This window comes from Rhodococcus sp. BH4 (assembly GCF_002079265.1).
GTDB classification, from domain to species: Bacteria; Actinomycetota; Actinomycetes; order Mycobacteriales; family Mycobacteriaceae; genus Rhodococcus_F; species Rhodococcus_F qingshengii.
The window spans coordinates 3,816,529-3,831,539 of the sequence record NZ_CP014941.1 but is presented as its reverse complement, the minus strand read 5'-3'; the positions used below and the strand labels follow the sequence as shown (position 1 = coordinate 3,831,539).

The 15,011-nt window shown below is 62.7% G+C and carries 12 protein-coding genes; 6 read left to right on the top strand and 6 right to left on the bottom strand.

Going from position 1 to position 15,011, the window contains the following annotated elements:
* Positions 1-16 precede the first annotated feature (16 nt).
* The 6 genes from A0W34_RS17600 to A0W34_RS17575 all read left to right on the top strand — a co-directional run bounded on the left by A0W34_RS17600 (position 17) and on the right by A0W34_RS17575 (position 6,208).
* Complete coding sequence (locus A0W34_RS17600) at positions 17-1,219, top strand: sensor histidine kinase (protein WP_030536577.1); 1,203 nt, start codon at positions 17-19, stop codon at positions 1,217-1,219.
* Positions 1,216-1,890 (top strand): response regulator, encoded by a 675-nt coding sequence (locus A0W34_RS17595; RefSeq protein WP_042921920.1) that lies wholly within the window; start codon positions 1,216-1,218, stop codon positions 1,888-1,890. Before A0W34_RS17600 ends, A0W34_RS17595 begins: the two co-directional genes overlap by 4 nt.
* A 64-nt stretch (positions 1,891-1,954) precedes the next feature.
* Complete coding sequence (locus A0W34_RS17590) at positions 1,955-3,259, top strand: HNH endonuclease signature motif containing protein (RefSeq protein WP_081558015.1); 1,305 nt, start codon at positions 1,955-1,957, stop codon at positions 3,257-3,259.
* A 307-nt stretch (positions 3,260-3,566) separates the two neighbouring features.
* Positions 3,567-4,694, top strand: a complete 1,128-nt coding sequence (locus A0W34_RS17585) for an NDMA-dependent alcohol dehydrogenase (RefSeq protein ID WP_007735481.1) — start codon at positions 3,567-3,569, stop codon at positions 4,692-4,694.
* 36 nt (positions 4,695-4,730) lie between these two features.
* Positions 4,731-5,570, top strand: a complete 840-nt coding sequence (locus tag A0W34_RS17580; protein WP_007735479.1) for a serine hydrolase domain-containing protein — start codon at positions 4,731-4,733, stop codon at positions 5,568-5,570.
* Between the two features lie 128 nt (positions 5,571-5,698).
* Positions 5,699-6,208: a DUF3145 domain-containing protein gene (locus A0W34_RS17575; RefSeq protein WP_042445731.1), complete on the top strand. Its 510-nt coding sequence runs from the start codon at positions 5,699-5,701 to the stop codon at positions 6,206-6,208.
* Between the two features lie 110 nt (positions 6,209-6,318).
* On the opposite strand, the gene A0W34_RS17570 is transcribed toward A0W34_RS17575, so the two are convergent.
* The 6 genes from A0W34_RS17570 to aceE form a co-directional block, all read right to left on the bottom strand.
* Positions 6,319-7,752: an acyl-CoA carboxylase subunit beta gene (locus A0W34_RS17570; RefSeq protein WP_003941597.1), complete on the bottom strand. Its 1,434-nt coding sequence runs from the start codon at positions 7,750-7,752 to the stop codon at positions 6,319-6,321.
* A gap of 108 nt (positions 7,753-7,860) precedes the next feature.
* Positions 7,861-9,111, bottom strand: coding sequence for a KasA/KasB family beta-ketoacyl-ACP synthase (locus tag A0W34_RS17565; RefSeq protein WP_003941591.1), 1,251 nt, complete (start codon positions 9,109-9,111; stop codon positions 7,861-7,863).
* 7 nt (positions 9,112-9,118) lie between these two features.
* Complete coding sequence (gene acpM, locus A0W34_RS17560; protein WP_003941649.1) at positions 9,119-9,394, bottom strand: meromycolate extension acyl carrier protein AcpM; 276 nt, start codon at positions 9,392-9,394, stop codon at positions 9,119-9,121.
* Between the two features lie 84 nt (positions 9,395-9,478).
* Positions 9,479-10,387 carry an ACP S-malonyltransferase gene (locus A0W34_RS17555; RefSeq protein WP_081558014.1) on the bottom strand — a complete coding sequence of 303 codons (909 nt, stop codon included), beginning with the start codon at positions 10,385-10,387 and terminating at the stop codon, positions 9,479-9,481.
* Between the two features lie 127 nt (positions 10,388-10,514).
* Entirely contained in the window at positions 10,515-11,843 is a 1,329-nt protein-coding gene (locus tag A0W34_RS17550; RefSeq protein WP_003941635.1) for a PucR family transcriptional regulator, read from the bottom strand.
* 99 nt (positions 11,844-11,942) lie between these two features.
* The gene (aceE, locus tag A0W34_RS17545; RefSeq protein ID WP_042445740.1) at positions 11,943-14,798 is read right to left on the bottom strand and encodes a pyruvate dehydrogenase (acetyl-transferring), homodimeric type; all 2,856 of its coding nucleotides are present in this window, start codon (positions 14,796-14,798) and stop codon (positions 11,943-11,945) included.
* Positions 14,799-15,011 lie beyond the last annotated feature (213 nt).

The following is a 15,011-nucleotide window of genomic DNA, read 5'->3' as shown; positions in this document are numbered from 1 at the left end:
CGGATACGGTAGATCGATGACTTCGACATCGACGTGGGGTCGATGGTGTGCGGAACACCCGCGCACCATCGACCTGGCACTGGCGATTCTCGTGCTCCTTGCCACGTGGACGGCGCACCGCATCGCGCTCGACGGCAATGACACCCGCGAGGTCACGGTTGTGGGAGTGCTTGTAACAGCGATCGCAGCGGCAACCATCGTGTTCCGAAGGCGCTATCCGTTCTCGGCACTGGCGGTGGCAGTACTCCTCGGCGTATTGATGATTGCACTGTCAGCGCCGCCGAATGCCGGCACAGGGTCCGCAGCGATGGTGTGCCTCTACTACGTTGCCAGCACGAGTGACCGCCGGAGGACCTTCTTCGCAGCGGCGAGCACAGTCAGCTCGCTGATGCTCGTCACGATCTTCCTGGGAGTGGGGAACAATCTCCTGCAGGAGGCACTGGGGTTGTTGGCTTGGTTGCTGATGGCAAGTTTTGCCGGCGCCGAGGTCCGTTCTCGCCGAGCCTATCTGGAGTCCGTCGAGGCGCGCGCGGTGCAAGCGGAAAGAATGCGCGAGGACGAGGCCCGACACCGCGTCGTCGAAGAAAGGATGCGGATTGCGCGAGACCTGCACGACGTTGTCGCGCACCACATTGCCTTGGTCAACCTGCAAGTCGGGGTCGCGTCGCACTTGATCGGGAAAGACCCGGAGAAGGCGACGACTGCACTACGCGGAGTGGAGGAAACGTCCAAGGCGGCACTCGATGAAATTCGGGCCACGGTCGGAGTTCTCCGTGATGCTCAGGACGGTGATCGCTCGATGAAGCCGGCTCCGGGGCTTTCGGATCTACCGGCACTGGTGGATCAATTCGTCAGTGCGGGAATGGAAATCGAAGTGCGCGCTGTGGGTTCGCTGCGCCCTCTCGGGCCAGCAGTAGACCTCACGGCGTACCGAATTATCCAGGAAGCACTCGTGAATGCGAGCAAGCATGCGTTGCCAGGGGCCGTCACCGTGTCGTTGTCGTACGAAGCCGAGGTTCTGGTGCTGTCGGTCGAAAACTCCGGAACGGCAGTGCCTTCGACGTCACCGCCCGGGTACGGACTGCTGGGAATGAAGGAGAGGGCACAGGCAATGGGAGGCGAGGTCTCAGCAGGATTCCGCGCGGACGGGGGATTTCGTGTGGACGCCCAACTGCCGCTTGTCTCGGTGTCCAGGGGTTCGGAGAGTGGGGAGTCGTGAGTATTCGGGTGGTAGTGGCAGACGATCAGGCGCTCTTCCGTCAAACGCTTGCGCTGCTGATCGGTTCGGAAGAGGACATGGAGGTGGTCGCCGAGGCGGCAGACGGAGAGCAGGCATTCCAGGCGGCGATCGAGCACCGACCCGACGTTGTATTGATGGACATTCGAATGCCAGGCACCAGCGGAGTCGAAGCGACCGCCATGATTGCCGATCATCCGGATTTGACCGACGTGCGCGTGTTGATCCTTACCACCTTCGAAGTGGATGAGCATGTGGCACAGGCGATCCGGGCTGGAGCCAGCGGCTTCATCGGCAAAGGAATCCGAGCGGAGGATCTACTCGATGCTGTTCGGACGGTCGCAGGTGGGAACTCTTTGCTGTCGCCGATTGCGACCAGCGCGTTGATTTCTCGGTTCCTTTCCACTCCGTCGCGGGCCGACTCGACTTCTGGGATTTTCGGTCAATTGACACCACGCGAACTCGAAGTGGTAACCCTCGTTGCCCTCGGGATGTCCAACGACGAAATCGCCGCGGAATTGGTGATCAGCGCGGTCACGGCAAAAACCCATGTGAATCGGGCGATGACGAAACTGGATGTCCGCGACCGCGCGCAACTGGTGGTTCTCGCATATCAATGCGGTGTGGTGATTCCGGGACGCTCGGTGGATTGACTCGAAAAACTCTTGACTCGAACGGGTGTTCGAGTATGATATGGGGAGGGGATCGGGGGATTCAATGAGTGTCTTGTTGTCGGATGTGGTGTCTGGTTCTGCGGTGGGGTTACGTGGACGTCTGTGGCGGTTGACTGCTGCGGAGTTGCGCGCTGCTGCTGTCGAGGCGAGTGCGGAGATTCTGCGCCTGGAAGCCGTTCGTGTTGCGGTGGTCGACGAACTCTCGTTGCGCCCGGATGATCAGGTGATTGCGAGCCGCGGTGTGGGGTCCTGGTTGGCGGCGAACACGATGTTGCAGGTTCGGGACGGGAAGAAGATCGCCGCGTTGGGCGCGGCTTTGCGGCCGCTTCCGGGTGTGGCGGCTCGGTTCGGTTGTGGGGATTGCTCCTTCGATCATGCCGTGTTGATCGTGGCGTTCTGTGAATCACCACCGAAGGGGATGCCGGAGGAGGCGCTCCCGAAGTGCATCGATTTGTTGCTCGCTGCTGCGTCGGGTGTGGAGGCGACGACGACGAAGGTGCGGAACGTGATCGCGACGTTGGAGCGGTTGTTCGAGTCGGATGAGATTCCGCCCGCCGAGGATGTCGATCTCAACGAGTTGCGGATCGCGTCGACGCTCAATGGTCGGGTGGTGGTGCGTGGGGATTTCGACGCCCTGACCGGTGAAATGTTGTTGTCGGCGTTGTCGAATCTGACGATGCCGACCCCCGCTCCGGATGGAACCCCGGATTCTCGGTCGGCGGCGAAACGCACTGCGGACGGGTTCACCGAACTGATCCGCCGTTACCTGGACTGCGCCAAAACAGGCACAGACGGTGGTCAACGCCCGCACGTGAACGTGCACATCAACGCTCGGGATCTCGCTGAGCATCGGGACTGCGCCGCGACACCCTCCACTGCTGATGACGGAATGGCTGTATCGGATCTCGATGTCGGGCACATGCCCTGGCTCGGACCGCTGTCGGTGTCGCAGACCAGGCTTCTCGGGTGTGATTGTTTCCTGTCCACGGTTCTGCTCGACGATCACGGCGCACCGCTCGATGCGAAACCCGGAAAACGATTGGTCACCCCCGAACAGCGAGTGGCGTTGATCGCCCGAGACAGGGGCTGCGCGTTCCCGGGGTGTTCATGTGTGCCTGCCTGGACGGATGCGCACCATATCCGGCACTGGGCCAACGGTGGCCCGACGGTGATGAACAACCTTGTCCTGCTGTGCCGTTCGCACCACCGGTTGATGCACCGGAAATCAGGGTTCGTCGGGAAGTGGGCGATTCGGATCGGTGTCGACAACAAACCCTGGTTCATCCCACCACCCTCGATCGACCCCGGCCAGCAACCGCGGCCGGCGAACACCACCTTCAAAACCTGAGGACGAACCTCAGATGCACCAGAACATGCCCAGGTCTGTTTCAGACCCGCTGCTCTGTGTCCGACCGATTGGTGGGGGTGGAGTCGAATGGTTGCGTGCTTTCGGGGCGGCTCTACTTTCGGGTGCCCGTGTGGCCTGTCCCACTCAGTGGGTCATTATTCCGTTGTTGCCGCGCCGGTTGTGCCAGGTCATTTGGACGTCTGACCTGCAGTGCAAAATCTTTCGTTAGAACACGTTCCAATTTCGCAGATTTGTGGCTATGGTCACAGAGATAGATGCGGGTGTGCGAATGAAAGGGTGAAGTGACGTGAAGACCAAGGGTGCAATCCTGTGGGGCCTCAATGAAAAGTGGTCCGTCGAGGAGATCGAGATCGGTGAGCCGGTAGCCGGCGAAGTTCAGATTCGCATGGAAGCGGCCGGAATGTGCCACTCCGATCACCACATCGTCACCGGCGCGACCCCGATGCCGTCGTTCCCCGTCATGGGTGGGCACGAGGGTTCGGGCGTCATCACCAAGCTCGGCCCGGAGGTCAAGGGTCTGGAGGTCGGCGACCACGTCGTTCTGTCCTTCATTCCGGCTTGTGGAACCTGTCCGGCGTGTTCGGCCGGTCATCAGAACCTGTGTGACCTCGGGATGGGCCTCCTCAGCGGCCAGGCCATCAGTGACGGCACTTACCGGATCCAGGCTCGCGGCGAAAACGTGATCCCGATGTGCCTGCTAGGGACGTTCTCGCCCTACATGGTCGTGAACCAGTCGTCAGTGGTGAAGATCGACAAGGATATTCCGTTCGAGGTTGCCGCACTCGTCGGTTGCGGCGTCCCGACCGGTTGGGGATCGGCAACCCACATCGCCGATGTGAAGCCCGGCGAAGACGTTGTGATCATGGGTGTCGGCGGCGTCGGTATCAGTGCGCTACAGGGTGCAGTTGCATCGGGCGCCCGGTACATCTTTGCCATCGACCCCGTGCCGTGGAAGCGTGAGCAGGCTCTGAAGTTCGGCGCAACGCACGCTTTCGAAAGCGCTGCCGCTGCCATTCAGCCGATCATCGACGCTACGTATGGCCGCATGGCACAGAAGACGATCATCACCGTCGGCGAAATGAGGGGTGAGTACGTCGAAGAAGCGATGATTCTGACGGCAAAGGCCGGCCGTTGTGTCGTCACCGCAATGGGGCACCTGACGGACATGGATGTGAAGCTGAACCTGTTCCTGATGGCGATGCTTCAGAAGGACCTTCAGGGCAACATTTTCGGCGGTGGCAACGCTCGCCAGGACGTGCCGAACCTCCTCGCGATGTACAAGGCAGGCAAGCTGAACCTCGACGACATGGTGACTCGGACCTACACGCTCGAAGGCGTGAACGACGGCTACCAGGACATGTTGGATGGCAAGAACATCCGCGGCGTCATCCGCTACACCGAAGCTGACTGGTGATCGGAAGCGCAACCCTTGTGCCAGTAGTCTGATCGGGTGCCCAGTACTCACAGTCTCGACGTAATCCAGCAGTGGCCGGTCGACAATGCGGCAGCGGTCGTCCTCTCCGGAAAGAATCCCGGTGAGGGCGACCGCATTCGTGGTTTCAGTGGCGACCAGGCGCATGTTTTCCCCCTGGCTTCGGTGACAAAATTGTTGTGCGCCTACGCGATTCTCGTGGCAGTGGAGGAGGGGGCGGTCGAGTTGGATGGGCCGGCCGGGCCTGAGGGGTCGACCGTTCGTCATCTCCTCGCACATGCTTCGGGATTGGCATTCGCCGAACGTGTTGTTCAGGCGCCGGTGGCGTCGAAGCGGATTTACTCGAGTGCGGGGTTCGAGGTGCTTGCCGAGTTGGTTTCCCGGGAGACCGAGATCGAATTTGCCGACTATCTGGCCGAGGCGGTGTTCGCGCCGTTGGCGATGACCAGCGCGGCTCTTGTCGGTCCGGCCGGTCACGGTGCGCAGGCATCGGCAGACGACTTGGCCAAGTTCGCGGCTGAACTGCTCTCGCCGACTCTGGTCTCGGCGCAGACGTTCGCAGAGGCGACAACTGTGCAGTTCCCGGGGCTCAACGGAATTCTTCCGGGTTACGGCTCTCAGCGCCCCAACGACTGGGGGCTCGGATTCGAAATTCGGGGCGACAAGCGTCCGCATTGGACGGGTCTCGAGAACTCGGCCGCTACCTTCGGTCATTTCGGCCAGTCCGGGACGTTCCTGTGGGTCGATCCCACGATCGATACTGCGTGCGTCGTGCTTACCGATCGCGATTTCGGTGATTGGGCCAAGCCTTTGTGGACCGAATTGTCGGATGGCGTGGTCGGTGAAGTTTCGCGGTAGAGCACAAATTTCTCTCCTTCCACTGGCGCAACACGGGTAACACAAGGCACACTGTTCAATCGAGCGTGCTGCACGAACTCGACAGAGGTCGTTGGGGAAGACGTCCCTCGTCGAAGCAGGAGGCTCGAGTGCGCGAAATGAATCAATTCGCGGACGTGACGACTGGTGTGGTTTACATCCACTCGTCGCCCGCGGCGCTGTGCCCGCACGTGGATTGGGCTTTGTCCGCCACGTTGGACAGCCCTGCCAAGCTCAGATGGACCTCACAGCCTGCCTACGACGGGCTTCTGCGTGCGACGACGGACTGGACGGGTCCCGTCGGAACCTGTGCCCGCCTGGTCGACTCGCTACGCGCGTGGCCGATGTTGCGGTTCGAGGTCACCGAGGACCCGAGTCATGGCGTCGACGGCGAACGGTACAGCCATGTGCCCGGTCTGGGCCTGTGGCGCGGATCCACCAGTGCGAACGGTGATGTCGTCGTAGGGGAGATGAAACTGCGGTCCATCATGAATTCCGGTGGAGACATCGCCGCGGAAATCGATCGGGCGATAGGTACACCGTGGGACGAGGAACTCGAACCCTTCCGGAGTTCAGGCGAAGGTGCCGAAGTGACATGGCTGCGAAGGCGTGTCAGCTGACCGAGGTCCATCCTGAACCCGGAGTGCTCTCGCGGCTTGAACGACAAAGACTTGAATGACAAAGGTGGGCCCCGCCGTATCGGCGAGGCCCACCTTGCTGTCCAGGGTTGTCAGAGCGGAATGTTCTTGTGCCGCGCGCGGACAGATGGTGCAGACGCGAGGGCAGCGGTCACGATGCTGCGAGTCTTCGCCGGGTCGATTTCCTCGTCGACGACGCCGATTTCGACCGCGCGGTCGACGCCGCCCGCGATTGCCTCGTGCTCGGCAGCGAGTCGGTCGTGCAATGCTTCACGCTCGTCGTCCGGTGCAGCTGCGAGGGCCCGCTTGTGCAGGATGCCGACAGCAGCCTTCGCACCCATCACGGCTACTTCGGAGTTGGGCCAAGCGAATACGGCCGTGGCTCCCAGTGCTCGCGAGTTCATCGCGATGTAGGCGCCGCCGTAGATCTTTCGAGTGACGACGGTGACGCGGGGGACCGTTGCCTCGGCGAAGGCGTGAAGTAACTTCGCTCCGCGTCGGACAACGCCTTCCCACTCCATCGAGACGCCCGGCAAATACCCGGGAACATCGACGACGACCACGAGCGGCACGCCAAATGCGTTGCACAGTCGCACGAATCGAGCGGCCTTCTCTGCACTTTCGGAGTTCAGGCACCCCCCGAGTCGCAGTGGGTTGTTCGCAATGACGCCAACGGTGCGTCCGGCCATCCGGCCGAAACCGGTGACGATGCTCCGAGCGTAATTGCCTTGCAGTTCTTCGAAACTCGACTCGCCTTCGACGTTGTCGAGCATTTCGTGAACGATCGGACGAACGTCGTACGCGCGTTTCGCGGAGGCAGGCATCATGGCGCGCAGATCGCTGTCGCCGAGTTCCGCTGCCCGCTGATCGAATTCGCCCTGCTCGCACATCATCGAGACCAGGCGGCGCGCGCGGTGCAATGCGTCGGCCTCGTCGTGTGCGGCGATGTGCGCGACACCCGACTTCTTGGTGTGTGTGTCCGGACCGCCGAGTGACACCATGTCGACCTGTTCGCCGGTGACACTACGAACTACGTCTGGCCCGGTGACGAACACTCGGCCTTCCGGCGCCATGATCACGACATCGGTGAGGGCTGGACCATACGCGGCTCCGCCAGCGGCAAAGCCGAGCACGACGGAAATTTGAGGTATGAGACCCGACGCGCGGACCATGGCCTCGAAGACCAGTCCGACGGCGTGGAGCGCCTCGACGCCTTCAGCCAGACGCGCGCCACCGGAGTGCCAGAGGCCCACGATCGGGGACTCTTCCTCGATGGCGGTATCGATGGCTTTGACGAGGTGTTTGCAACCGTCGACGCCCATGGCGCCACCCATGACAGTGGCGTCGGAGCAGTATGCGATGGTGCGGACGCCGTCGATGTTTCCGGACGCGGCGAGCACACCGGACTTGTCACGGGCGTGGAGCGGCACTGTTGTGCCGGGGTCGAACAGATTTTCCAGGCGCGCAAGAGGATCGCGCGGGTCTGTCGATGATTCGGACTTTGTCACGGGGGCCAGGATGGTCATCGCGTCCTCCTTCAGTACGAGCCTTGGGTGGAACGAAAGGTCGGTGTTGTCCGCGGGTGACGTTGTGTTGCAACGACACCCGCGGACAGGTGCAAACCGCGGTTCGGGCTAGGCCCGACCGAAGGCGAGCGCGACATTGTGCCCACCGAAACCGAACGAGTTGTTCAGTGCGAAATCGAAAGAGCCGGTTCGGGGTTCACCCTTGACGACATCGAGATCGATTTCTGGATCCTGGCTGTCAACATTGAGCGTGGGCGGGATGATCCCGTCACGCACTGCCAGAACCGTGAGGACTGATTCGAGGGCGCCGACAGCGCCGATCGAGTGTCCCAGCGCGGATTTCGGGCCGTACACCGCAGCGTGATTGCCGACCGCTGCGTTGATTGCCTTTGCCTCTGCGATGTCACCGATCGGCGTCGCAGTGGCGTGGGCGTTGATGTGCTTGATGTCGGACTTCGTCAGTCCGGCCATCTCGATTGCTCGGGTCATGGCTCGCGCCGCGCCCAGGCCTTCCGGATGCGGTGCCACGATGTGGTACCCGTCCGAAGTGATTCCGGAACCAAGCAGGCGGGCGTGAATCGTTGCCCCGCGTGCCTTTGCGTGCTCCTCGGTTTCGAGGATCATCAAGGCGCCGGCTTCGCCGAAGACAAATCCGTCGCGGTCCTTGTCGAAAGGACGTGAAGCTGCGGCCGGATTGTCGTTGTTGGTGCTCATCGCACGCATCATGGCGAAGCTCGCGATCGGAACGGCGTCGATGAAGCTCTCGACTCCACCAGCCACAACCATGTCCGCGTCACCCATGACAAGCATGCGGTGAGCGTGAGCAATTGCCTCGGAACCTGATGAACATGCCGACACCGGAGTGATGACGCCACCGCGGGCCCCGAGTTCGAGTCCGACCGTTGCGGCCGGTCCGTTGGGCATGACCATCTGTACCGAGAACGGGGACACCTTGCGGTATCCGCCGCCACGGAGCTTGTCGACGGCGTCGATGAGCGTGTCGCCGCCGCCGAGTCCGGTGCCGATGACAACGGCCAGGCGGTCCTGATCGACTTCAGGGCTGCCGGCGTTGCTCCAGACCGTGCGACTCAACGTGAGGGCAAGGCGTTCCACCCAGCTCATCCGTCGAATTTCGACGCGGGACAAGCCCTCGTCCGGTGAAACCTTCAGGTGCCCGCCGATGCGAATGGGAAGGTCGAACTCGTCGATGAACGGGTCATCGAGGATTCCGATGCCGCTTTCGCCGGCGAGGAGCGCCTTCCACGTGCCATCCACATCACCAGCCACCGAGGTCGACGTCGCGAGGCTCGTGACGACGATGTCGGGGAATTTCCCTTTGCGGGTAGAAGCGGAAGTCACGGTCGGCTCACTCTGCGTTCTTGGCTTCGGCGCCTTCGGCTTCGAGCTTCTGGATGTACGCGACGATGTCGCCGACGGTGCGCAGGCCTGCGAGATCCTCGTCGGGGACCTTCACGCCGTACTTGTCTTCGGTCTGAACGGCGATCTCGACCATGGACAGGGAGTCGATATCGAGGTCGTCCACGAAGGACTTGTCAACGGTGACCTCGGAAGGCTCGATACCGGTGACCTCCTCCACGATCTGGCCGAGTTCCGCGATGATTTCTTCCTGAGTGTGGGCCACTGGTGTGGCTCCCTTCTTGATCGATTGAGGTGGGGTGAAACGTCCGGCCGCCGTTCGGGCTGATCGGCCGGGTGGGCGTCCGAGCTAGGTCAGCTCGGACAGTGCGGAGATATCCTCCGGGTTCTTGAGGGCCACCGTCGGTGTGCCACGCATTTCACGCTTGGCAATTCCGACGAGGGTTCCGGCCGGCGGGAGTTCCACGATCGCGCTGACTTCTGCTGTCCGCAACGACGCGGAGCAGAGGTCCCAACGAACGGGGCGGGTTACCTGCGCGGCAAGCTTGGTGAGGGCGTCGGCGCCCGAGGAGACGGGTGCGCCATCCGAGTTGGAAAGCAGCGTGCGCGTCGGATCGGAAGGGGTGATCTTGGCGGCAGCAGCTGCGACGGCGTCCTGCGCCGGCGCCATGAAGCGGGTGTGGAAAGCTCCGGCGACGGGTAGTGCGCGGACTCGGGCCTTTTCGGGTGCGTTTGCTGCGAGTTCTTCGAGCGCGGTGAGCAGTCCGGCCGCCACGATCTGGCCGGCCGCATTGCGGTTGGCTGCTTCCAGCCCGAGTTCTTCGATTCGTGCGAGCACTTCGGCTTCGTCTCCACCGAGAACGGCTGACATGCCCGTGGGCTCGAGCGAACAAGCCTTGGCCATCTCGGCGCCACGGAGGGCGGCAAGCGCGACCGCGTCGTCAGCGGCGATAACACCGGCGACCGCAGCAGCGGCAAGCTCACCCACCGAATGGCCGGCAGCGATGACGTCGGCGCCGAGGAGCCCACGTGATTCGATTTCCTCGTATGCCAGCAGAGCAGCGGCAACGACGAGGGGCTGGGTTACCGAGGTGTCGGTGATTTCTTCGGCGGTCGCGGTCGTGCCGAGTCGGACGAGGTCCAGGCCGGCTGCCTTCGACCACACTTCGAGGCGGTCTTGTGCTCCGGGCAGTGCCAGCCAGGGGCTGAGCATGCCGGGTGTCTGAGAGCCCTGTCCCGGGGCGAGCAACGAAATCACTTATTAAGAGAACACCGCCGCGAGCGACCTGCGAGATGTCGGTCGCGATGAACTCTGGCGAAGTGTTTTGTAGGGTTCCCACAAAATCCCACGTCGCGCTCGGCCATCGAAATTGGACGCTCAGGGGTTACAGGTTTGTTTGTCCGGATGTTAAAGATGTGACTGAAGTAACCGAATTGTTCGATTTGAGATCGATTTGTGTCAATCGGCCCACGGTAGCGGCGATCCGTAGTACATACGCGTCGCGTGGATTCGTTGGATCCCGGCCGGTAACTTCGGCGATTCGCTTCAAGCGGTACCGAACGGTATTTGGATGAACAAACAGAAGACGTGCACAAGTCTCAACCGCACCTCCACAGTCGAGATAACTGTCTAAAGTATCGGTCAAGACTGTGCCGGATTCAGCTAAAGGTGCGACGAGGAAATCGCGAAGAGCCTTCACGGCAGCGGCGTCTCCCAGTAGTGCCCGTTCCGGGAGCAGTTCAGTCGCGAAAACGGGACGAGGTGCGCCGCGCCACCCGGCAACAGCCTTGATTCCCGCCAGAGCTTCGGACGCACTGAAGTGCGCTGCGCTCAACGAGGGTGTCGTCGGGCCGATCACCACCGGCTCGTCGGCGAAACTCATGAGCAGGTCTTGAAGGAATTGGCTGCCTTCCGTCTTACTGCTCAGCTCGCCGCTGACGATCATCACCAGTCGCGGACCCTGCACCACGGCGAGAACAGCGCGCCCGTGCGCGGCGGCAGTCGCGTGGACGGTGCCGGCAACCGAGACCCGCTCGTCCGGCGGGGGAGACCCGACGATGACGGTGGCCGGAGCCGTGGCATCCCAGTTCAAGGTGGCGGCGCGAGAGAGCATGTCCGAGCCGGTGTCTCCCTGCACGACGGCGTCGACGACGAGCGCTTCCAGTCGCGTGTCCAGGGCACCCCGCGACTCGGCAGCGCTTGCGTACACCGTCGCTGCTGCGAAACCGAGTTCACGCCCGTAGCGCAGGACGGCTTCTGTCAGCGCGATCAGCTGCTGATCGTTGCGGGCGAGAGCCGGCAGCCATTTCTCGAAGAACTCCATCGCCACCCGGACCATGTCGACGGTCTGGCGCAGCGTGAGCTGTCGAGCAAGATCCTGAGGGATGACCGGAAACGACTCGTATCCGAAGCTGATCTCCGAGTCGAGTTGCCGCAGCCATTCCAGGAAATTCACCACCGACGTCTGCACCAACAGTTGAACGTCGGCGCGTTGCGAAGCGTCGAGACTGTCGAAGAACGGAAGCTGCTCCTCCATCACGGTCACGGCCTCGGTGGAGAGCCGGCCGGAGAACTGTTTGACGCGGCGGAGCAAGGCTTCTGGAAGTGGATCGCGAACCTGACGACGGCGGGCGAGTACAGCCTGCAACCCGGACGACTGTGGTCGAGTGCGGCGTACGCCCTCTTCGGGTTTCTCGGGATCAGGTTCGGGCATGAGAAAAACCTACGCCCATCGCCGCAGCGGATGTCGAGATGACACCCGCGGCGATGGGCGTAGGTCTGTTTTCGATCGCTGGGACTGTTGCCCTACGACTTAGGCGCTACCGGTGTCCCCGGTCTGCTCGGGAGCAGCATTCACGTCGTCGATGCGGTATCGGCTCGCTGCTTCGACGGCCTTCGACCGCTCGATCGATCCTTCCTTCGCCAAACCGATCAGCACGGCAACGACGATGGACTCGGCATCGACGTTGAAGTAGCGACGCGCTGCAGTGCGGGTGTCGGAGAACCCGAACCCGTCCGTGCCGAGCGTGGTGTAGTCGCCGGGAACCCACTGACGGATCTGGTCCGAGACCGCCCGCATCCAGTCCGAAGCCGCAACTACGGGGCCTTGGGCCGACGACAACGCCGTGGTGACGAAGGGAACCGGAGCATCCTCGGACGGATTGAGCAGCGCCTGACGTTCGCATTCGACGCCTTCGCGGCGCAGCTCACCCCAGGACGTGACCGACCAGACGTCGGCCGAGACGCCCCATTCGTCGGCGAGCAGCTTCTGCGCGCGCAGCCCCTCGGGCATCGCGACACCGGATACGAGGATCTGTGCCTTCGGGCCGGATGCTTCGGACGTCTTGTAGAGGTAGATGCCCTTGAGCAAGCCCTCGACGTCGAGACCTTCGGGCTCGGCCGGCTGAACGTACGGCTCGTTGTAGATGGTCAGGTAGTAGAAGATGTTCTCGCCACCGAAACCGTCGACGCCCTCGGTGCCGCCGTACATGCGGCGCAAGCCGTCCTTGACGATGTGCGCCAACTCGTACGAGAACGCGGCGTCGTAGGTGACAGCTGCGGGGTTGGTGGATGCCAGGAGCAGGGAGTGTCCGTCGGCGTGCTGGAGACCTTCACCGGTCAGAGTTGTACGACCGGCGGTGGCGCCGAGAACGAATCCGCGAGCCATCTGGTCGGCGGCCGCCCACAGGCCGTCGCCGGTGCGCTGGAAACCGAACATCGAGTAGAAGATGTACAGCGGAATCATCGGTTCACCGTGGGTGGCGTACGACGTGCCGACTGCGGTGAACGATGCCGTCGAGCCGGCCTCGTTGATGCCCTCGTGCAGGATCTGGCCGATCGGGCTCTCCTTGTAGGCGAGCATGAGTTCGGCGTCGACGGAGGTGTAGAGCTGCCCGTTGCGGTTGTAGATCTTCAGCGACGGGAACCACGAGTCCATACCGAACGTGCGAGCCTCGTCCGGGATGATCGGCACGATGCGCTTGCCGATTTCCTTGTCGCGCAACAGTTCCTTGAGGATGCGCACGATCGCCATGGTGGTGGCGACTTCCTGCTTGCCCGAACCCTTGCGGATGACGTCGTACGTCTTGTCCTCGGGGAGCTTGAGCGGAGCAGCGTCGGTGTTGCGGGAAGGCAGGAACCCGCCGAGTGCTTTACGACGGTCGAGCATGTACTTGATCTCGGGAGCGTCCGCGCCCGGGTGGTAGTACGGAGGCAGGTACGGATCCTTCTCGAGCTCGGCGTCCGAGATCGGGATGTGCTGCATGTCGCGGAACGCCTTGAGATCGTCCAGCGTCAGCTTCTTCATCTGGTGTGTGGCGTTGCGGCCCTCGAAGTGCTTACCGAGGGTGTAGCCCTTGATGGTGTGCGCCAGGATGACCGTCGGCTGGCCCTTGTGTGCCATGGCCGCTGCGTAGGCGGCGTGGACCTTGCGGTAGTCGTGGCCACCGCGCTTGAGGTTCCAGATTTCCTGGTCTGTGAGGTCCTTGACCAGTTCCTTGGTGCGGGGGTCACGTCCGAAGAAGTGATCGCGTACGAACGCGCCGTCGTTGGCCTTGTACGTCTGGTAGTCACCGTCCGGCGTCACGTTCATCAGGTTGACCAGTGCGCCGTCGCGATCGGCGTGCAGCAGCGCATCCCACTCGCGACCCCAGACGACCTTGATGACGTTCCAGCCGGCACCGCGGAAGAACGATTCCAGTTCCTGGATGATCTTTCCGTTGCCGCGGACCGGGCCGTCGAGGCGTTGGAGGTTGCAGTTCACGACGAACGTGAGGTTGTCGAGGCCTTCGGTTGCCGCGACGTGAGCGAGGCCGCGTGACTCGGGCTCGTCCATTTCGCCGTCGCCGAGGAACGCCCACACGTGCTGATCGGTGGTGTCCTTGATGCCGCGGTCGTTGAGGTAGTGGTTGAACCGGGCCTGGTAGATGGCGTTCATCGGGCCGAGGCCCATCGAGACCGTCGGGAACTCCCAGAAGTCGGGAAGCAGCCGTGGGTGCGGGTAGGACGGCAGTGCGCCGCCGAAGTCGGCGTGGGACTTCTCCTGGCGGAATCCGTCGAGCTGTTCCGCGGGGATGCGGCCCTCGAGGAAGGCGCGTGCGTAGATGCCGGGGGAGGCGTGACCCTGGATGAAGATGTGGTCGCCACCGCCCGGGTGGTCCTTGCCGCGGAAGAAGTGGTTGAAGCCGACCTCGTACAACGCTGCCGAGGATGCGTAGGTGGAGATGTGACCGCCGACGCCGACGCCCGGTCGCTGGGCGCGATGGACCATGATCGCGGCGTTCCAACGGATCCAGGCGCGATAGCGGCGCTCGACCTCTTCGTCACCGGGGAACCACGGCTCGTTTTCGGTCGGAATCGTGTTGACGTAGTCGGTCGAAGTGAGCGCGGGGAGTGCGACGTGCTTCTCGCCGGCGCGTTCGAGCATGCGGAGCATGAGGTAGCGGGCACGCGTGGGTCCGGATCGATCCAGAAGTCCGTCGAATGATTCGAGCCATTCGGTGGTCTCGTCCGGATCGATGTCCGGCAGGTACGACGCAACACCTTCGCGAATGACGCGAACGCGACCGTCGGTTCCCCCCGGCGTATTCGACGCGGGCGAACCCGACTCGCCGGCGGCGCCGGAATCGGCGTTCTGCCCGGACGCGGGACCCTGGATCAGGTCAGACAACGTGTGCTCCTCATTGGTTTGGGGACGCGTGGTGGGGCGTCCTTACATAGGTGATCGAGGCCTTGTTAGGTCCGACGCACTTCCATCGTGAATATGGCGCGTACCTCATCTTTCACCATCCCGGTCGGTCCGGCACACCTCGCCTCTGGTTACTCTCGGGTAGCGTTTTTCGGCGTGACGCAGGGGTGTGATGGTTCCCCGTAGTCACAGGCT

Bases quoted from the DNA above. Each gene is read 5' to 3' on its own strand.
- A0W34_RS17550 (WP_003941635.1), bottom strand. From the start codon at position 11,843: ATGCCCGAACCTGATCCCGAGAAACCCGAAGAGGGCGTACGCCGCACT.
- A0W34_RS17570 (WP_003941597.1), bottom strand. From the start codon at position 7,752: ATGACCATCCTGGCCCCCGTGACAAAGTCCGAATCATCGACAGACCCG.
- A0W34_RS17590 (WP_081558015.1), top strand. From the start codon at position 1,955: ATGAGTGTCTTGTTGTCGGATGTGGTGTCTGGTTCTGCGGTGGGGTTA.
- A0W34_RS17600 (WP_030536577.1), top strand. From the start codon at position 17: ATGACTTCGACATCGACGTGGGGTCGATGGTGTGCGGAACACCCGCGC.